The sequence below is a fragment of the Pseudoalteromonas sp. J010 genome (assembly GCF_003934235.1).
In the GTDB taxonomy this organism is placed as follows: domain Bacteria; phylum Pseudomonadota; class Gammaproteobacteria; order Enterobacterales; family Alteromonadaceae; genus Pseudoalteromonas; species Pseudoalteromonas peptidolytica.
Genome location: NZ_RDBW01000046.1, coordinates 19,947 through 38,191 on the forward strand (window position 1 = coordinate 19,947; position 18,245 = coordinate 38,191).

An 18,245-nucleotide genomic window follows, 5' to 3' on the forward strand; every position below is an offset into this window, starting at 1 on the left:
CCTAAAATTTAGGGACACATACCCGTATCAGCTTGAGCTTAAGCTGGCTTTTTATTTGCGAGATATTGTACTAATTTAACTTGATACTTGCTCAAGTTGAAGGTGCAAATATGCCGAGAACCGCATTAAATGTTTTTCATTTAGCATAGCTAGATAGCCATCTAACCATATGATTCTCGGCAAAGTTTTCTTGCCTCAATATAACGCTCTTCGTTGAGTAATTGGTATTATAAGTTTTCCTTAAACAGCTTGTATATACGACGGTATTCATCCAACCAACTTGATGGCTGTCTGAAACCATGTGGTTCCACCGGATAAATTGCGGTTTCAAAGTCTTCCTTTTCTAACTCAATCAAACGTTGTACAAGACGCACAACATCTTGGAAAAACACATTATCATCGACCATAGGTGCGTTGATGAGGAGTTTGTTTTTCAACCCTTCAGCATGGTAGATAGGTGAACTGCGCTCGTATGCTATTGGGTCCACATTTGGTCGGTTAAGAATATTTGACGTGTAAGGGTCATTGTAATAAGCCCAATCGGTTACCGGACGCAGTGCAGCACCTGCTTGGAATAAATCAGGCTGAGTGAATAACGCCATAAAGGTCATAAAGCCGCCATATGAGCCGCCGTAAGTTCCCACTGCGCCACGGTCAACGTTTGCATTATCAACCATCCACTCTACACCATCTGCCAAATCTTCAATTTCTGGTTTACCCATATGGCGATAGATAGCAGTTCTCCAATCACGTCCGTAGCCTTTCGAGCCACGATAGTCCATATCCATGACAACATAGCCTTCACTAGCTAGGAGTGAGTGGAACATAAACTCTCTAAAGTAGTTGGACCAACCCATATGCGAGTTTTGCAAGTAGCCCGCACCATGGTTGAAGATAACCGCTTTACGATTTTTACCGGTTTCACCTTCTTGATAGTCGGCAGGGTAATATACTTTTGCATAGACAGGCTCACCTTGATGACTAGAAGGTACAGCCACAATTTTTGGTGCGATTAACTTTTTATTTAAAAATGTGTCTGAAACAGTGTTTGTTAATCGAGATACTGAGGCTTTTGGTGCTGCATCTGCAACGTAAAGCTCAGGTGGCATCATGATTTTAGAGTGTGTAAGTAAAAGCTGTTGTTCATTTGGACTTAGCTGATAATCCGTAAGGCCATCTAAATCTGTGATTTGCTCGTCTTGCCCTGTCTCTAAGTTTACACGATAGATTTCATACAAGCCCGGATGCTCTTTATTCGCCTTATAGTAGATAAACTTGTTATCTGAAGTTAAGGTCGGCTCTGAGACTACAAACTTACCAGCAGTCACTGCCTTTGCTTTGCTATTAAGTGGTTTCAGATATAGTTGGCTGTAACCTGACTGTTCAGAAAGGTAATACAGTGTATTTTGATCATTTAGCCAGTCAAAATCATTGTAGGTATAATTGATCCACGCATTGTCATGAAGACGGTGCTGTGAGATGAATTGCTGCTTATCGAAATCCACCGTGGCGATCCAGCGATCTTTATTATCCCATGCGCCTAACATGACAGCTACCTGTGAGCCATCACTGTTCCACCGGATAGCAGATTGACTCCAACCCCAAGTATCTATCAGGTTAATGTCACGAGGTACCTTTTTGCTGTTATAAGTTCCGCCGTTAGCCTCAGCATTTTCACGTTTAACCTCGGCTAATACGTCCTCATCAAAACCAGGTAATGTGTCGTAACTTAGTGTTACTTGCTCAGCACGGTTTAAATCAATGAAAATGACTTCCGAACTCATTGGCTCTGTATCAGCCACTCGACGGCGTGCTTTAACCGGACCGATATCGCCATTTTGACTCACGTAATTAGGCATAATGTCGGTATCTGCACGACTAGGTTTGTTATCGGTTATGACAGCAATAAGCTTATCTCCTGTCGGAGCTAAGCTTACAGACACTAATGCCTTGCCTTTGCCTAAGTAGAATTGATTGCCTTGAATACTGGCATTATTGGTGTCAATCTCTTGCGCGCGAGCTTCACGGTCTTTACTATTTTTATGCGTTAGTGCCACAAATTGAATAAGCTTGTGCTGTTGCTCAGCAATATAGCCACTGGGCTCTTTCACCCCTTGTGGTTTATCGGCCAAATGTAACTTAACTAGCTCTTTGGTTAGGCCAGTTTTTAAATCCACGGCAAATAACGCATTACCAGCGCGGTAAGCTAAACGATTGTCTGTTAAAAACTGCGGTGCATATTCATAAGCTGATGAGTGAGTAACTTGTGTTAAATCGCCTGACTCTATGTTTTTTACGAATATGTTTCCTTTGAACTCATACGATTGCAATGTTCTATCCGAATTGTAAATCGCATTTTGGGCACCAACCGCGTGTAATTCAGCAAGTGACACCTTTGTACTTTTTTGTTTATTGCTAACTGCAAAAAGATCCCTTAACTCGTTTCCTGCTTGCTTGCGTTTGTAATAAATCGTGTCGCTATCAGCACCCCAGAATGCACTTTCAGGCTGACGTCCTAGCCAGTCAGGATGTGCCATTGCTTGTTTTAAAGTGATCTGCTCACTGCCAAAATCAACAGGAGTCGTTACAACAGGCGAAACGGAATTATTTGTTGCAACATCCTTGGTTTGCTGGCTTACTTCGGTCGTTTGGCAACCTGAAAGAAAAAGGCTTGAGGCTACAGCCACTGAGATAAGAGAGAGTTTTAACATGTGCTTTCTTATAAGTGATTAAATTTGCCTAATTTAAGCAGAAAGCCAGCGGAATATCGAATAATTTAAGATTAAAGACCGCATGGGTGGGACAAAAAAAGGCCAGCATGGGATGCTGGCCAAATACTCTCTGCGCTCACATAGTCGTTGATGGACAACGAGTATGAAGTGAGGCCTATCCACGCCTCATTAAAGTAGACAGTACATTTGAAAAAGAGTTCCAAAAAAACAGCAAAAAAGTAAACTTTTTTAATGCTATCAAAAATTGCATTTTTATCAGGGAGCTAGAGCCACTAGCAAGTTTGTGAGAATCTAAGCGCTGAAGGAGTTAATAATAAAACTTAACTCCTTCTAAATGTGTTAATTTAAGACTAACTGTTGTGCAGTGTCCATCACACCGGGGTAATGCTGCTCTGGTAAAATGTCGGCCAGCTCAGCCAGTACTTCACCTAATTTATGTAAAGAGTCTGCTGAAACATTAATGTGTCCAACTTTGCGTCCTGGTTTTGCAGATTTACCATACCAGTGGCTAGTGACTCCAGGTATTGCGAGTACTTGTGGTGGGATATGCGCTTGTCCTAACACATTTATCATAGCAGTTGGACGCAGTAGATTTGTATCACCGATAGGTAAACCCGCTACAGCACGAATGTGGTTTTCAAACTGACTTACGTGAGCGCCCTGCTGAGTCCAATGACCTGAGTTGTGAACTCTTGGAGCAATTTCATTAACCAGTAGCTGTCCTTCAACATCAAAGAATTCGATAGCTAAAACACCGACATAATTCAGCTCATTGGCGAGCTTGGAAAATGCTTCTTCTGCTTGAGCTTGAATACTCGCCTTTTCTTTACCTGCAAGAGAAAGCGTCAGTACACCATTTGTGTGCTGATTTTCTGTCAGAGGATATATTTTGCAATCGCCCTCTTTTGTTCGAACACCAATAATTGATACTTCGCGATCAAATGGGATCATTTTTTCCGCAACAATAGAGTGAGGCTGCGCTTGTGTACCTGCCTGCAAAAATGCTGACATTTCATCCCAGATTGCATCGATTTCTGCTTCTGACTTTACTCGCCATTGCCCTTTTCCATCGTATCCCGCTTGGCAAGTTTTAACCACCAATGGCATACCAAGTTCATCAATTGCTTCAAAAAAGTGGGATCTATCTGTGATAATTTTAAACGGTGCACATGGTACTTTGGTCTTGTCCAAAAGTGCTTTTTCTTTTTCTCTGTCTCCACCCGTCGCAATGGCTTCAGCACCGGGATAAAACTTACCACTTTGTTGGCACAAAGCCAGTATATCCAGTGGGATATGTTCAAACTCAGCAGTAATCGCATCGGCACTTTCGATTGCTTGTTGAAGTGACTCTGATGTCGTTGTAAAAGTAACGGGGTTTATTACTGTTTTACTACCAACATCGTAAGCAAGCACTTTGATATCTAGATGAGTTGCTGACAGACTCATCATACGAGCCAACTGGCCCGCACCTAAAACAAGAATATTCATGTTACTTCGCAGGGTCTGGGTTAGCTAATACGGTGTCTGTTTGCTCTTTTCTGAACGCTTCTACCTTTGCAAATATTTCAGGCTGTTGACAACCTAAGATTTGAGCTGCTAACAATCCTGCATTTGCAGCACCGGCATCACCAATTGCAAGTGTGCCTACTGCAACACCTTTTGGCATTTGGCAAATAGAAAGTAATGAATCAACACCATTTAGGGTCTTCGATTTTACTGGGACTCCAAGTACCGGTAAGCTAGTGAATGCGGCTGCCATACCAGGCAAATGTGCAGCGCCGCCGGCACCTGCAATAATTACTTTGATCCCACGCTCAGCTGCTGTCGAAGCGTAGTCAGCCAGAAGCTGAGGTGTGCGGTGAGCAGAAACCACCTTTGTTTCATACTCGATACCAAACTTTTCCAACATTTCGGCTGCATGTTGCATTGTAGGCCAATCTGATTTTGAACCCATAATGATGCCAACGGTCATAATAATTCCTCGACTAATTTTGAACGATACAGAGCTAAGGCCCTTCATGCCTTAGCTCGGCGCATTATACCTGAGTTCGCCTTTAATGCGAAGAATCAACTTATTGGAACAATCGGAGGAGTGATTACCAATTCAAAACTTACTTTTTTGCAGTTATTGGACTGCGTAGTAACGTAATTCTATCCGTGTACAGCCTTACGCACTGACTATTCAACATATGGAAACACGAATTTAATGAGTGAAATAAAGTTTGAGCTGTGCCTAACTTCGGACTCTATTTTCATTAGCTTGTACTGTTAATTCTAGACCTTTTGCCCTTTTAAGGTGAGCAAAGAAAGATTTTGGCCCCATAATCAAACACAAAACAGCCAACCCCCCTGGCAACAAAACAAGCTTCAATATTGGTCCTAGTACATAGCTATAAAAGCCAATGAACGGCATAAAAAGTATATAWCCTATGAATAAATGCAACTGCTGCATGGTCGAGACTCCTATCTTTTTTGAGCGTGCTCAATTATAATAATGAGCGCGCTCAAAAAATGCAAATTATATCTGAAATTACTTATAACCGTGCTACAATTGCCTGCAAATAAAATGGTAACCTTATGAAAAAAAGAGAAATTACATATAAGAAGATCCTAGAGTCAGGTTGGCTGCTGTTCCAGCAAAAAGGCTTTGAAGAGACCACTACAAGGCAAATTGCTCAACAGGCAGGTGTTGCCACGGGCACGGTATTTGCGCACTTCCCTACTAAGCTAGAGATTTTAAAAGTAGCGATGTACGAACAGATAGAGCAGCTCATAGCACAAGCCCAAAAATCTGATACTCAACACAGTGCCAGCTTGAAGCTTAGGCATTATGCTAAATACTTATTTGCCTTTTATCTTGATAATCGCGCGTTTAGTAAGGAACTAATAACTGGGATAATCTGGCAGAGCCATTTTTTCTCTGCTCAGTTGGACTTATTTAAGCAGCTACTTTTTAGTGAGCAGGAATATGATGAATTAAAAGCTTCGGTAATGATGGATTGCTACTTTATGACGGTAATTGAAGGATTAAATGATGAGACCTCTTCTGTTGACGATCTTATCTATAGATTATCACAAAAGTTAAAATTAATTAGCCACCAGCATGTATGATGTGTTCCTTTTAAAATATTCATGTAATTTAACTTGTACTTTTGTACAGATGGCCATATAAATGCAGCAAGGGCTGATGTAATAAGCAAGTGCTTGGGAAAAGTTACTTAGTTCCTTACTTTGTCTAATGAGGTCAAAATGAAACGCGTCATCTTATTCTTGATAACTAACTTGGCAGTTATGCTGGTGTTAGGGATCGTGCTATCTATTATAATGTCTGTATTTGGCATATCTAGCCGTAGTTACTCTGGCATTATGATTATCGCCGCCGTATTTGGGTTCGGTGGTTCCTTTATTTCATTGTTTATGTCCAAATGGGTGGCTAAAAAGTCCACTGGCGCAGTTGTTATTGAACAGCCACGTAACGAGACTGAACATTGGCTAGTATCAACTGTAACGCAGCAGGCTAAAAAAGCAGGAATTGCTGTGCCTGAAGTTGCAATTTATGATAGTCCTGAAATGAACGCTTTTGCTACAGGCCCTAGTAAAAATAACAGCCTAGTTGCTGTTAGTACAGGCCTGCTACATAACATGAGTCAAGACCAAGCCGAAGCGGTATTAGCACATGAAGTATCACATGTCGCCAATGGTGATATGGTTACGCTTACGTTGATCCAAGGGGTGGTCAATACCTTTGTTATCTTCTTTGCCAAAGTATTAGCTGGGATTGTAGATAACTTCTTGAATAGTGATGAAGAAGAGTCAGGCGGTAGTTGGACGTATTTTATCTTCGATATGATCTTCCAAATACTGTTCGGAATTTTAGCCTCTGTCGTCGTTGCCTATTTTAGCCGTAAACGCGAATTTGCAGCTGATAAAGGCGCAGCAGACTTAGTTGGTGCACATAAAATGCGTTCAGCTTTAGAGCGTTTAAAGCATAACCACGAATCGCAGCTTGAAGGCTCAATGATGGCTTTTGGCATTGCATCTGGTAAATCAGTGGCTGATTTCTTTGCATCACATCCACCGCTAGATGAGAGAATCAAAGCATTATCGTGATAGAATGTAGATAGATTACAGGGCAGCGCTTAGCTGCCCTTTTTTATAGCGAAATACGATATAACCCGTCACTTACACAGCAAAACCCTAATCGTGATAATAAGTTAAGCGAGCGATGATTTTTAGGAGATACCCTTGCTAACACTGTAGAACAAGCAAAAGGTAGTTGTTTTGCTTGTTTAAATAGGTGACTGAGCGCTTCAAACATCAACCCACTCCCCCAATACTCAGGTGAAAGTTCGTAGCCTACATAAATGCCATCAGGCTCTTCATGTTCTAGATAAAAGCCAACACACCCAATGATCGTGTTGCTCTTTTTGCAAATAAGGCAAAAACGTCCTCCAATTCGTTCATACAATCGCTCAATATCCATCTGGATCATACACTTTAAATCTACTTCCGTGAGATTATCACCATAATCATTAAAGGCTTTGACTTGTGGTAAATTGAGTAACGGAAGTAATTGACTACAATCTCTATGACGAATTGGTCTAATAACCAGTCTATTGGTTACGAATTCCATTTAAGGCCTACACAAATAAGTGATTGATGCAATAGTAGCACTATTGGTAACGATTGGATCTTTCAATTTTATGATTTATTGGAATGTTTTATAATATCCATTTTTGGGAATAGTATAAATGAGCGAAGAATTCAAAGTCATCCCACCTACAACAAAAGTTTATTGCCCAGAGCGAGGCGAAGGCTGGACATTAACAGGCATTACAGGAATAGATGAAAACGCGTCAGTGATGTTTTCTGGGGTGCGTTACACTATCTCAGCAAAAGAAATCATAGGTTCTTTATTGCCCAATTATGAAGCAAAACACAAAGCCGAGTAAATACACTTTGATAGCGGCTAAAATAAGCCGCTATCAAGATCACTTAGCTATACCGAAGACGGCAAATTAAACAACGATAGCAGCGAAGCACGCAGTTGTAGTTTTGGCGTCCCATCACTGTATGGTGCAGTTGCAAGTAACGGACAATCTAAACGCTGTTTAAGGCTATCAAGGTTTTCTTCAAACACAGCCATATTAGGATCCACTTGATTGGCAATCCAACCCACCAAATTAAGCCCTTTTTGTTTTATCGACTCCGCGGTTAAAAACGCGTGGTTTAAACATCCAAGCTTCATACCTACCACCAAAATGACCGGAAGCTGTGCTCGCGCAACCCAATCATATAGATATTCTGTGTCATTGATAGGTAGCGCCCAGCCACCTGCGCCTTCACACAATATATATTCAGCCCCTAATTGGTTTAGATCTTCATATCGAGCTTGTAATTTATCAACGGTGATCTCAACATTCGCCTGCTTTGCCGCAATGTGAGGAGCAATAGGCGGAGCAAAACAAAACGGATTCACTTGTTCGTAGGTACCATGTACAGTCGCCGCTTCCATTAGACTGATAGCATCAACATTAACTAACTCACCAAACGCCTCTTCTGCATCAGCTGCAATGGGTTTAAAACCGATAGCTTGCTTAGTATGCTTTGCTAATAGCCTTAACAACAAGGTAGAGATGTAGGTCTTACCTACTTCGGTATCTGTTCCGGTTATAAAATATGCGTGTTTCATTTTTGTAGTTCCAAAAAGCCCACTTGATAACTTACATCAAAACCGCAGCCACTTTGCGGATAATGTGCTAATAAACGCCTAAACGCCGTCTTACCCAATAGTCCTTGGCGCTTTGTTGGCGCTTTAACGTCATTGGCACCGATTTTTTTAACTGAGCGCAACGCCTTGAGCGCAGAATCATATCTATCGATTAAGGTTTCTTCTTGTGTCCAAACTACCTTAAACCCTGCTTTTTCAGCAAATTTGCTAAGCTGCGTTAAAGTATGGAACGTATTGACATGACTACACTCATCAATTGCTTGCCAAGCAGTGTTGATTTCGGCTAATGAGCCAGTTAATACCGAGCTAAGTATCACACGACCCTGATTTTTTAATACTCTATAAAGCTCTTGAAATAGCATTTCAGGTGAATTGGACCATTGAATAGCAAAGTTACTAAACACTAAATCGATGCAGTTTGCTTGCAGCGCTAATTTGTCCATATCGCAGCAAACACTCGCGCTCAAATTTACTTGGCTTGCGAGCATTGTATGGCTTAGATCTGCACCTAGATATTGGGTGGTATACCCTTTGAGTCTGTGGTAGTTTTCATGAGGCCCACACCCCAAATCAAGCAAACAAGGAAACATACGCACTACCCCCGGCTCGCTATTGTTCTGAGCTAAACGAGAGAACAATATGTTTGCGGCTTGCTTTTGTACATTGGCGTGTTGTGAGTACGTTTTCGCGGCTTTAGAAAAACACTTAGCAGTTTGTGTTACTTCTGCTTTACTCATGACACCTCCACTAGAGCAGAAACTAAATATTCAATATCTTGAGTGCTGTGTTCTGCCGTGATTGTTATACGTAAACGCGCTGTATTGTGAGGTACGGTCGGCGGCCTTATCGCCCCCACCCAAATTCCTTTTTGCTTGAGCTTATTTTGTGCTGCTATCACATTTTCGCTCGTGCCGAATACCAGTGGCTGGATGGCTGTGTCGCTTGGAATAGGTGATAGGTTAGTGCCACTAATTAATTTTTTAAAATACGCAATGTTCCTCGACAATTTGTCCCTAGACTCTGTAGCCAACAATAATCGATTAAGCTGATGTAAAGCCACACTTGCCATAATTGGTGATAATGCCGTGGTATAAACAAACTCACGGTTAAATTGCACCAAATATTCGATAACCTGTCGACTGGCTAATACTGCAGCCCCTTGGCAGCCCATTGCTTTACCAAACGTTACCACTAGTATTTCTGGTTTAACACCTGTATCTACTGTTCCTAGGCCATTTTCACCAATCACCCCGAAGGCGTGGGCATCATCAACCATTAGCCATGAAGAATGGGATTGCGCGAGTTTACTTATTTCAACAATAGGAGCGGTATCTCCATCCATAGAAAATACGCCTTCCGTAACAATCAATTTGTTGTTAGCTTTTGTTTTTTCCAGTCTCGACCTTAAGTGGTTCAGATCATTATGGTTAAACCGCACGAACTTAGCATTTCCGGCTAATCCACCATCTATTAAGCTGGCATGATTTAATTTATCTTGAAACACCGCTGCACTAAATTGCTTTTCCCCGGAGGTGAATAATGCTTTGAGTGTGCTGGTATTCGCAGCAAAACCACTTGGAAATAACAGCGCAGCTTCATAGCCAAGTGCGTCACACAGTTGACGTTCAAGCTGTTGATGTACGCTCAAATACCCTGTTACCAATGCCGAGCTTCTGCTTCCAGCCTCTATAGAGACCAGCTGAGTAGCATCTAGTTTAGTCGCAAGGCCGAGATAATCATTGCTCGCAAAGTTAAGGTATTGCTCACCGGCAACAGTAATTCGACTTGCACACGCATGCTCTACTAACACGCGCTGCCTAAACAGCCCTTCAGCGCGACGCGTTGCAAGGGCTTGCGTTATATATGAAAATGACATCAATTAGTTTGCTTCGTAGAACAACTCTGACGTCGCTTTATCGGCAATAGCTGAACTTAACGATGCTTCATAAGCTTCATCTGAATAGTCTTCGCGCGTCTCAGGGTTCATGCCCAACTTTTTGATCAGATTCATATCTGCATCTGCTTCTGGGTTTTCTGTGGTCAGTAGCTTATCGCCGTAGAATATAGAGTTTGCACCGGCAAAGAAACACATAGACTGCATTTGTTCATTCATTGCAGTTCTACCTGCAGATAAACGCACATAACTATGTGGCATCATAATACGCGCGACGGCAATCGTACGAATAAACTCAAAATGATCTAAGTCATCAACATTTTCAAGTGGCGTGCCCTTAACCTTAACAAGCATATTAATCGGTACGCTTTCAGGTTGCTTTGGTAAGTTTGCAAGTTGAATCAACAGACCATAACGATCAGATGCCTGCTCTCCCATTCCAACGATACCACCAGAGCATACCTTCATGCCTGCGTCTCTAACATGATCAAGCGTATCCAAGCGGTCTTGATATGTTCTTGTGGTAATAATTTGTTCGTAATACTCAGGAGAGGTATCCAAATTATGGTTGTAATAATCAAGGCCCGCCTCTCGTAGCGTATGTGCTTTTTGATTATCAAGCTTACCCAAGGTCATACAGGTTTCTAGGCCAAGCTCTTTAACTTCTTTGACCATTTTGGCGATGTAAGGCATATCTCTGTCTTTTGGATCGGACCACGCTGCCCCCATACAAAAGCGCGTCGCCCCTTTTTCTTTCGCCAGCTTTGCTTGAGTTACAACCTTCTCCACTTCCATCAAGCGCTCACGCTCTAGATCTGTTTTATAGTGGCCTGACTGCGGACAGTATTTACAATCTTCAGGGCAAGCTCCCGTTTTGATAGACAGCAAAGTTGAGATCTGTACTTCATTGGGGTTGAAATTTTTGCGGTGAATGCTTGCAGCATAAAAAAGTAAGTCATTAAAAGGCATAGTGAACAGCGTTTTTACTTCTTCATGTGTCCAATCGTGTCTTAGCGCGCCTAATTCCATATTTTCATTCTCTTTTTATTCTTGCCTAAATTTAGCGCACGGATACCGTGTGGTGGTTAAATTTAGAGCATTCAAACTGACGGTGATTGGCTTAGTCTACTTCTTAGCTTAGTATTGTCAACGTTGCACGCGCCCACAAGGTTTACAAATGAATAATAAACAAACAATTGATATTGAATTTGATCGCCAGCACATTTGGCATCCCTACACCTCAATGATTGACCCTTTGCCAGTCTATCCAGCCAAAAGAACGTTTGAAAACAAAATTGAGCTTGAATCTGGTGAAATACTCATTGATGGTATGGCCTCTTGGTGGAGCGCTGTACATGGCTATGGACACCCAGAAATAATCACGGCAATAAAAAGCCAAGCTGACACCATGAGTCATGTCATGTTTGGTGGTCTAACCCACCAGCCTGCCGTTGACTTATGCAAATTACTTATAGAGCTAACCCCTGCACCACTTAATCGAGTTTTTCTCGCCGACGGCGGCTCTGTGAGTGTGGAAGTATCAATCAAAATGGCTATTCAATATTGGCTGAGCAAAGGCAAAAAAAATAAGACCCAAATTATGACGGCCAAAAAGGGCTATCACGGTGACACATTCGCAGCCATGAGTGTGTGTGATCCTGTCAACTCCATGCACGCGATGTACCAAGGCTTTTTACCTGAGCAAGTGTTCGTCGACGCTCCTAGTAGCAAATTTGAAGGCACTCAATGTCAAGAAGAGCTCACCCAGCTGGAAGCCGCTTTTGCAACCCACCATGAAAATGTGGCGGCGTTTATTATCGAACCCATTGTGCAAAATGCAGGAGGTATGAACTTTTATCATCCTGATTACCTAAAAGCGCTTAGGAAGCTATGTGATAAATATGAAGTACTGCTGATTTTAGATGAAATAGCCACCGGGTTTGGCCGTACTGGTAAAATGTTCGCTTGTGAACACGCCGATATTTCACCTGACATCATGTGTGTAGGAAAAGCACTCACCGGTGGTAATATGACACTAGCCGCGACTTTGGCAACAGAGGAGGTGGCATTGGGTATTAGCCAAGGTGAAGCTAAAGTGTTAATGCACGGCCCGACTTTTATGGGCAACCCACTTGCCTGCGCTGCTGCCGTAGCCAGCTTAACGCTCCTAAAGCGTAAAGAGTGCGACGCCAATATTAAACGAGTATCTCAAGCGCTGGAGGCACTCAAGCATTGTGAAAATCTACGTGCAGTAAAAGCAGTCAGAGTGCTTGGTGCAATCGGTGTTGTTGAGGTAGATAGAGTGGTCGATGTTGCCAAAATTCAAAAGTTTTTTATCCAAAAAGGCGTATGGATAAGGCCGTTTGGCAGACTTATTTATATCATGCCTGCATATATTTCATCCGATAAAGACATTCTAACATTAGCTGATGCCATTTATGCAGCAATTGCAGATGAGCATTTTTAATTAGTATATTTTATAGGAATTAGGTCTAACTAATGACCTAATTCTTACAAAACTGCTCCAAAGAAATTACCCCAAAGCAGTAAAGTTGCATTTTTTCGAACTTTCCGACATTTGTACCTGAAATGATAATGGCAGCATGTTACCATGCTCGTTTTTATAATTTGCAAGTGAGAAAGAGATAAACTAAATATGCAGCAAACCGTCAAATTGCAGCCAGCTGAAGCTTACCAGCCACCTCGTTTTACCGTTTATCAGCACCGCCAAATCGATAAGATTGAGCAGCTAGATAAACTGCCAGAGCACCTGCGCTTTCAAATGAAAGTCGTTGCCAACGTATTTCCTTTTCGCGTTAATAATTTTGTAATTGAAGAGCTTATCGACTGGGACAAAGTGCCTAACGATCCTGTGTTTCAATTAACTTTTCCACAGCGTGGTATGTTGGATGACGAGTCTTACGATAAAATGGCTGCGCTGTTGAGTAAAGAACATACCCCAGAAGAGGTATTTAACCTTGCGACTGAAATTCGCCAAAAGTTAAATCCACACCCTGCTGGGCAAATGGAAAAAAACGTCCCTGAATATGAAGGTGAGCGTGTAGACGGGATCCAGCATAAATATAAAGAAACCGTTTTATTCTTCCCATCTCAAGGTCAATACTGCCATTCATATTGTACATTTTGCTTCCGCTGGGCTCAGTTTGTCGGCAAAGCAACGAGATTCAATAATAATGATGCCGAGCTACTTCATAATTACTTAGCACAGCACACCGAAGTGACGGATCTCTTGATGACTGGTGGCGACCCTATGGTTATGCGCACTGTTAAACTACGAAAATATCTAGAGGCATTGAAAGAGCCAAGGTTTGATCACATTCGTACTATCCGTATCGGTACGAAGTCCCTCACCTTCTGGCCATTTAGATACGTAACTGATCCGGACGCACAAGATTTGCTAAAATTACTAAAAGAACTTGTTGACGCTGGTAAACACGTATCAATTATGGCGCATGTTAATCACAAGCAAGAACTTCGTACAGAAGTCACCCGCGAAGCAATCAAGCTCATACGTAAGACTGGTGCTCAGATAAGAACACAGGCGCCTCTTTTAAATAATATAAACGTAGATGCAGATATGTGGGCCGAAATGTGGAAAGAGCAAACTCAGCTTGGCATGATCCCATACTACATGTTTATCGAGCGTGATACAGGAGCCAAGCGCTACTTTGAAATTCCACTACATAAAACGTGGGAAACCTTCCGTGAAGCTTACAAACAGGTCTCTGGAGTCAGTCGTACAGTGAGAGGCCCTTCAATGAGTGCAGGCCCTGGTAAAGTTGAAGTGTCAGGTGTGACTGAGATAGCCGGTGAAAAGGTATTTGTGCTGCGCTTTATTCAAGCACGAAACCCTGACTGGGTGCAGCGCCCATTCTTTGCCAAATTTGATGAAAATGCTCACTGGCTAGATGACTTAAAGCCAGCATTTGGAGAAGAAAAATTCTTCTGGCAAGACGAATACGACGCCATGTAAATGTAAAAACATCAAAAAAGCCAGCAAATTGCTGGCTTTTATTTGGCGCATTTAAATACCCTTGCGCTTGGATACAAAATGAGTTCACTCATCGCCTTTAAAATCACATTAAAGTATTTCCTTATCTAGCCAGATAGTTTTGCAAATAACTGGCTGCTAAAAGCATTAATTTGATGCTCAACACCGAACTTGCCTTCTATCGTCACATTGTATTGTACAGCAATTTTTTCAACGCCTTCCGACTCAAGAATTACCTTATAAACCTTGTGAGTTAACAACTTTTAATCTTTCGAAGTTTTACAAAGTTCCAATTTTTATTCTTTGGAAATAACGTCCTGATTGATGCGTTTGTCAGCTTGTGTTGCTCGAATAAAATCAAGATCACTAGTGATAACTCCAATACCCGATGCAAGAACGTCATTGTATGGTTGAGTGATCGGTTCATGTCGATACCAAAGGTAAACATCCGAACCATAGCTCTGAAGTCTTGATGCTAGGCGTTCAGGATAGCCCCAGAAATACTTTGTCATCGAGGGAGGTATAAAAAGAACAGTGTTCCTACAGGACTCTGGAACTAACCCTGCCCATCCCACTAAAAGATAACCTATTCCGCAATTCTTGACACTATCAACGCTTGCTAACCGCAAAGATGGATCCTTATTTCGAAACCACTCCATACCTTTTGAAGAGGTGATTACAATATGGTTAGGTATTTTTCCTGATAGATACTCATATAGAGTTTCGAATGAACGTATGTCGTTATTCTTTAGGTTTAACCAAAACTCATACTTTGGATATCGTTTATAAAACGCCTCTAACTTGGAAATCTCAAAACCTTTCCCTCTAAATGGGAAGGTCGCACCATCGTCAAACGTGTATCCATATCCTGCATCAATACTTTTCAACTGCTCAAATGATGTTTTATGTACCGGCCCAGAGCCGTTTGTAGCACAATCTAATGTCCAGTCATGAAAAACTACCAGTTGATCATCACTAGTTTTGTGCACATTTAGATGAATTACCTTAGCTCCGGCTGCGATGGAAGAAGCCACAGCTTCTAATGTGTTCTCAACTGAATTGGCCCTTGATGCTTTTATAGAAAGGGAGGTACAGCCAGTTTTATTTAATTTTTCATAGTTAACTGCGCTTCCACCGCCTCGATAGGCTACAATCTCGCCATGTCGCCGTAGGTCAGGAACGAATATATAAGCATTAATAACCCCTAGAGTAATTATGCAAGTAAGAGGAATCAAAAATATCTTAACTATTTTTATAAACATTTATTATCTGAATCCTTGATAAATAGTCGATGAAAGCTAAGGCTCAATTAATAGGGTTAAAAATAGTGGGCTAAAATTTGTAAGGCACGAACAAAGCCAACTGTTATTTGTCCGCGTTTACAACTTTGTTAGATGACACTAATTCAGTAATTATTGGAGGCTCATGAGCTAGGATTGATACGCACTCATTCAAACCAATAATTAGATACTCCCGTGCTTCACAAAGCTTGCCTGTCACGAAATGAGCTCGCGTTTTTTCTAGAGAGTTCCAACCACCTTCAATTACTTCAAAACACCAACCTTTAGTCAAATCACATTCGGACCAAAACTCACCCAAGTCACCTTCATCAAGAACCCTAAAGCCCCATGATGCATCAAAATTGGCTTTTATTTTCCAACTCTTTGACTCAACGGTAATATCTAAACCGTTATTAGATAGTTTAACTTCATCAACTATCGTACTGCGATCTGATTTATATGGTGATTCAATTAATAGCACCTTAGGTTCGAATATCATCATAGTCTTCTAACGCTATGCTAAGGGGCAATTAACTGTTGGCTTTACTTGCGCGAAGCGCCGAGCCAACTGTTAACTGTCCCAGTGAGTTTACGAACGAACTTGCGCAACTTGTTAGCTACATTTTGCATATTTCGTCATAACTATATAGCCCCATAAAAATATTTGATGGTCCAGACCATTTTATAGGTTCTTGTATTGTATTACCGTTTTCATCTTTTGATTCAATAGACGCCTTACATCTTGCTGAAGGATTAGGGTGGCCTTTTATTTTTAAAGCGTAGCTCTTCGACTCATTAACCTCGAATGAGATATTTTGAGGGCAAGTTGTTTGTCCATTTGAATCATTAATAGTTGCGAATAATTTTGTGTATTCTTCACCGGTTGGCAAGTCTATTGTTTTAACCGGTGTTTTTCTATCAATACGAACAGTAAACATGTATGCATCTTTGTTACCGTGTAATCCATCAAAAGGACAACCTTTATCCCCTTTGTAAAAATCTACTTCAACAGAGTTTGTAAAATTTTTAAATGCAAAAAAGGACTTTTCTTCTAATAATTCTGGCGACTCAATCGTTAATTTAACTTTGTTTGAACCTGAAATCACTGGTGGCTCTTTGTGATGACTTGTCGATTGACAACCTGCTAATAACAGCAATATTGAGATACTTAAAACTCTCATAATACTCCTTGATATGGTATGTAGCTAACGCTTGCCTAGCAGGCTAAACTTAGCGACGAAGGAGCGCAAGCCTGCTGTTTTGCGTCCTTTGGTTTAGGCACTTGTTATATTGCCTTGTGCCAAGCTCTTAAGTTCTGTAACTCAACAAGAGCTTGTCGTTTATCGACTAAATACCAGCCATATGATAAGCCTAAAATCATATTATATTGAGTTTTAACTTCAACATCAGAAGCTGATTTCTCAATTACAGGCTGATAAACAAAAAAGTAATCTTTGCCAGCTTCAAAATCATAATTAAAATTCAAATTTGAAATTTTGATTGGAGCATTAGGAGTGAAAGATACTTGTTTGTTACCAGGAGCAATACTTACTTTGGCATAACCTGGGTAACCAATACACTCTTTATATTTACCATCAATTCCAACAAGTAAACATGAGTTAACCCCAGGCATATCAAATTGGTAAAAGTACAGGTTGGCTTTGTCATTAGACTGACCTGCAGAGTAATTAAATACTGGACCTTTTGGTACTACCTCAGTACTCATGCAACCTTGTAAAACAAGGGCTAAAAGTGCAATAACGATTCTCAAAGCTAAAGTTTCCTTATGGCAATATAACGCCTCAGTTAAAAGGCAAAATTTGGTTGGCTATAATGTGAAGCGGAGCGAAACCAGCCAACTGAATTTTGTCCGCTTTTAAACTGTTTGTTAGCAGTACTTACCAGGCTTTCCACCAACGCAGCAAATCGCTGACGCTGACAAATCGCTGACACCCACCTCTAATTTGCACCTTCCTATGATACCGCCTAAGCTTTAATTCTGCACTCAATGGATTGAGGAAACCAAACGATGGCGACTGCCCGTAAAAGACAAATCAGTTTAACCGATACCAAATATTATCACTGTATTTCCCGTTGCGTCAGGCGCGCATTTCTCTGTGGCGAAGATAAATTTACTGGTAAATCATATGAACACCGCCGGGATTGGGTTGAAGAAAAGCTATTGATGTTGGCTTCCATATTTTGTATTGATGTTTGTGCTTATGCCGTGATGAGCAATCATACCCACATTGTTTTATATGTTGATGACAACAAGGCGAAACGTCTGTCCGATGAAGCGATAGTGATACGATGGCACAAGTTGTTTAAAGGTAATTGGGTCACCCGTAAGCTTGCTGAAGGTGAGTCAATCAATGAGTCGGAGCAGTTGATACTAGATGAACTGGTTGATAAATACAGGGAAAGACTTGCCGATATTAGCTGGTTTATGCGAGTACTTAACGAAGACATCGCCCGCCGAGCAAATAGAGAAGATAATTGTACAGGCCGTTTTTGGGAAGGACGGTTTAAATCCCAAGCATTACTGGATGAAGCAGCGCTGGCTGCTTGTCTCGCATACGTAGACTTAAACCCCATT

Annotated in this window: 19 protein-coding genes and 1 pseudogene; 6 read left to right on the forward strand and 14 right to left on the reverse strand. The window is 41.4% G+C overall.

The annotated features are described in order from the left end of the window. Window positions 1-227: 227 nt before the first annotated feature. The 4 genes from EAG18_RS20165 to EAG18_RS22460 form a co-directional block, all read right to left on the reverse strand. A complete protein-coding gene (locus EAG18_RS20165) occupies window positions 228-2,711 on the reverse strand; it encodes a prolyl oligopeptidase family serine peptidase (RefSeq protein WP_125254158.1) in 2,484 nt (827 codons plus the stop codon). A 360-nt stretch (window positions 2,712-3,071) separates the two neighbouring features. Then, complete coding sequence (locus tag EAG18_RS20170) at window positions 3,072-4,220, reverse strand: 5-(carboxyamino)imidazole ribonucleotide synthase (protein ID WP_125254159.1); 1,149 nt, start codon at window positions 4,218-4,220, stop codon at window positions 3,072-3,074. A 1-nt stretch (window position 4,221) separates the two neighbouring features. Further along, window positions 4,222-4,704, reverse strand: coding sequence for a 5-(carboxyamino)imidazole ribonucleotide mutase (purE, locus tag EAG18_RS20175; RefSeq protein WP_125254160.1), 483 nt, complete (start codon window positions 4,702-4,704; stop codon window positions 4,222-4,224). Between the two features lie 261 nt (window positions 4,705-4,965). Further along, complete coding sequence (locus EAG18_RS22460; RefSeq protein WP_125254161.1) at window positions 4,966-5,184, reverse strand: hypothetical protein; 219 nt, start codon at window positions 5,182-5,184, stop codon at window positions 4,966-4,968. 125 nt (window positions 5,185-5,309) lie between these two features. Between EAG18_RS22460 and EAG18_RS20185 the strand changes: the two genes are divergently transcribed. Both EAG18_RS20185 and htpX read left to right on the forward strand, forming a co-directional pair. After that, entirely contained in the window at window positions 5,310-5,843 is a 534-nt protein-coding gene (locus tag EAG18_RS20185; protein WP_125254162.1) for a TetR/AcrR family transcriptional regulator, read from the forward strand. A gap of 138 nt (window positions 5,844-5,981) precedes the next feature. Continuing rightward, the gene (gene htpX / locus EAG18_RS20190; RefSeq protein ID WP_125254163.1) at window positions 5,982-6,842 is read left to right on the forward strand and encodes a protease HtpX; all 861 of its coding nucleotides are present in this window, start codon (window positions 5,982-5,984) and stop codon (window positions 6,840-6,842) included. A 43-nt stretch (window positions 6,843-6,885) separates the two neighbouring features. Here the strand turns inward: htpX and EAG18_RS20195 are convergent, their stop codons facing one another. Continuing rightward, the gene (locus EAG18_RS20195; RefSeq protein ID WP_125254164.1) at window positions 6,886-7,365 is read right to left on the reverse strand and encodes a GNAT family N-acetyltransferase; all 480 of its coding nucleotides are present in this window, start codon (window positions 7,363-7,365) and stop codon (window positions 6,886-6,888) included. Window positions 7,366-7,483: 118 nt separating this feature from the next. On the opposite strand from EAG18_RS20195, the gene EAG18_RS20200 reads away from it, so the two are divergent. Continuing rightward, window positions 7,484-7,684 (forward strand): hypothetical protein, encoded by a 201-nt coding sequence (locus EAG18_RS20200; RefSeq protein WP_125254165.1) that lies wholly within the window; start codon window positions 7,484-7,486, stop codon window positions 7,682-7,684. A 47-nt stretch (window positions 7,685-7,731) separates the two neighbouring features. Here EAG18_RS20200 and bioD read toward each other — a convergent pair whose 3' ends face one another. From bioD to bioB, 4 genes are read right to left on the reverse strand one after another with little or no spacing between them, the layout of a single operon-like run. Beyond that, the gene (gene bioD, locus EAG18_RS20205) at window positions 7,732-8,424 is read right to left on the reverse strand and encodes a dethiobiotin synthase (protein ID WP_125254166.1); all 693 of its coding nucleotides are present in this window, start codon (window positions 8,422-8,424) and stop codon (window positions 7,732-7,734) included. Then, window positions 8,421-9,200, reverse strand: coding sequence for a methyltransferase domain-containing protein (locus EAG18_RS20210; protein WP_125254167.1), 780 nt, complete (start codon window positions 9,198-9,200; stop codon window positions 8,421-8,423). The genes bioD and EAG18_RS20210 overlap by 4 nt, the downstream gene beginning before the upstream one ends. Beyond that, window positions 9,197-10,339, reverse strand: a complete 1,143-nt coding sequence (locus tag EAG18_RS20215; protein WP_125254168.1) for an 8-amino-7-oxononanoate synthase — start codon at window positions 10,337-10,339, stop codon at window positions 9,197-9,199. The genes EAG18_RS20210 and EAG18_RS20215 overlap by 4 nt, the downstream gene beginning before the upstream one ends. A 3-nt stretch (window positions 10,340-10,342) precedes the next feature. Continuing rightward, window positions 10,343-11,386 carry a biotin synthase BioB gene (bioB, locus tag EAG18_RS20220; RefSeq protein ID WP_125254169.1) on the reverse strand — a complete coding sequence of 348 codons (1,044 nt, stop codon included), beginning with the start codon at window positions 11,384-11,386 and terminating at the stop codon, window positions 10,343-10,345. A 148-nt stretch (window positions 11,387-11,534) separates the two neighbouring features. On the opposite strand from bioB, the gene bioA reads away from it, so the two are divergent. Together bioA and EAG18_RS20230 are read left to right on the forward strand one after the other, a co-directional pair. Next, a complete protein-coding gene (bioA, locus tag EAG18_RS20225; RefSeq protein WP_125254170.1) occupies window positions 11,535-12,824 on the forward strand; it encodes an adenosylmethionine--8-amino-7-oxononanoate transaminase in 1,290 nt (429 codons plus the stop codon). 189 nt (window positions 12,825-13,013) lie between these two features. Next, complete coding sequence (locus tag EAG18_RS20230; RefSeq protein WP_125254171.1) at window positions 13,014-14,351, forward strand: 4Fe-4S cluster-binding domain-containing protein; 1,338 nt, start codon at window positions 13,014-13,016, stop codon at window positions 14,349-14,351. 125 nt (window positions 14,352-14,476) lie between these two features. On the opposite strand, the gene EAG18_RS22250 is transcribed toward EAG18_RS20230, so the two are convergent. From EAG18_RS22250 to EAG18_RS20250, 5 genes are all read right to left on the reverse strand, one after another. Next, the gene (locus EAG18_RS22250) at window positions 14,477-14,629 is read right to left on the reverse strand and encodes a hypothetical protein (RefSeq protein ID WP_161972770.1); all 153 of its coding nucleotides are present in this window, start codon (window positions 14,627-14,629) and stop codon (window positions 14,477-14,479) included. A 36-nt stretch (window positions 14,630-14,665) separates the two neighbouring features. Beyond that, window positions 14,666-15,631: a glycerophosphodiester phosphodiesterase family protein gene (locus EAG18_RS20235; protein WP_125254172.1), complete on the reverse strand. Its 966-nt coding sequence runs from the start codon at window positions 15,629-15,631 to the stop codon at window positions 14,666-14,668. A gap of 103 nt (window positions 15,632-15,734) precedes the next feature. Then, entirely contained in the window at window positions 15,735-16,151 is a 417-nt protein-coding gene (locus tag EAG18_RS20240; protein ID WP_125254173.1) for a hypothetical protein, read from the reverse strand. Between the two features lie 115 nt (window positions 16,152-16,266). Continuing rightward, window positions 16,267-16,830, reverse strand: a complete 564-nt coding sequence (locus EAG18_RS20245) for a hypothetical protein (RefSeq protein ID WP_125254174.1) — start codon at window positions 16,828-16,830, stop codon at window positions 16,267-16,269. Between the two features lie 104 nt (window positions 16,831-16,934). Continuing rightward, the gene (locus EAG18_RS20250; protein WP_125254175.1) at window positions 16,935-17,420 is read right to left on the reverse strand and encodes a hypothetical protein; all 486 of its coding nucleotides are present in this window, start codon (window positions 17,418-17,420) and stop codon (window positions 16,935-16,937) included. Between the two features lie 258 nt (window positions 17,421-17,678). On the opposite strand from EAG18_RS20250, the pseudogene EAG18_RS20255 reads away from it, so the two are divergent. Further along, a pseudogene (locus EAG18_RS20255) lies at window positions 17,679-18,245 on the forward strand (transposase); the annotation flags it as partial.

Coding starts and splice junctions, on each gene's coding strand:
- EAG18_RS20165 (WP_125254158.1), bottom strand. CDS start 2,711: ATGTTAAAACTCTCTCTTATCTCAGTGGCTGTAGCCTCAAGCCTTTTT.
- EAG18_RS20170 (WP_125254159.1), bottom strand. CDS start 4,220: ATGAATATTCTTGTTTTAGGTGCGGGCCAGTTGGCTCGTATGATGAGT.
- purE (WP_125254160.1), bottom strand. CDS start 4,704: ATGACCGTTGGCATCATTATGGGTTCAAAATCAGATTGGCCTACAATG.
- EAG18_RS20185 (WP_125254162.1), top strand. CDS start 5,310: ATGAAAAAAAGAGAAATTACATATAAGAAGATCCTAGAGTCAGGTTGG.
- htpX (WP_125254163.1), top strand. CDS start 5,982: ATGAAACGCGTCATCTTATTCTTGATAACTAACTTGGCAGTTATGCTG.
- EAG18_RS20195 (WP_125254164.1), bottom strand. CDS start 7,365: ATGGAATTCGTAACCAATAGACTGGTTATTAGACCAATTCGTCATAGA.
- EAG18_RS20200 (WP_125254165.1), top strand. CDS start 7,484: ATGAGCGAAGAATTCAAAGTCATCCCACCTACAACAAAAGTTTATTGC.
- bioD (WP_125254166.1), bottom strand. CDS start 8,424: ATGAAACACGCATATTTTATAACCGGAACAGATACCGAAGTAGGTAAG.
- EAG18_RS20210 (WP_125254167.1), bottom strand. CDS start 9,200: ATGAGTAAAGCAGAAGTAACACAAACTGCTAAGTGTTTTTCTAAAGCC.
- EAG18_RS20215 (WP_125254168.1), bottom strand. CDS start 10,339: ATGTCATTTTCATATATAACGCAAGCCCTTGCAACGCGTCGCGCTGAA.
- bioB (WP_125254169.1), bottom strand. CDS start 11,386: ATGGAATTAGGCGCGCTAAGACACGATTGGACACATGAAGAAGTAAAA.
- bioA (WP_125254170.1), top strand. CDS start 11,535: ATGAATAATAAACAAACAATTGATATTGAATTTGATCGCCAGCACATT.
- EAG18_RS20230 (WP_125254171.1), top strand. CDS start 13,014: ATGCAGCAAACCGTCAAATTGCAGCCAGCTGAAGCTTACCAGCCACCT.
- EAG18_RS20235 (WP_125254172.1), bottom strand. CDS start 15,631: ATGTTTATAAAAATAGTTAAGATATTTTTGATTCCTCTTACTTGCATA.
- EAG18_RS20240 (WP_125254173.1), bottom strand. CDS start 16,151: ATGATGATATTCGAACCTAAGGTGCTATTAATTGAATCACCATATAAA.
- EAG18_RS20245 (WP_125254174.1), bottom strand. CDS start 16,830: ATGAGAGTTTTAAGTATCTCAATATTGCTGTTATTAGCAGGTTGTCAA.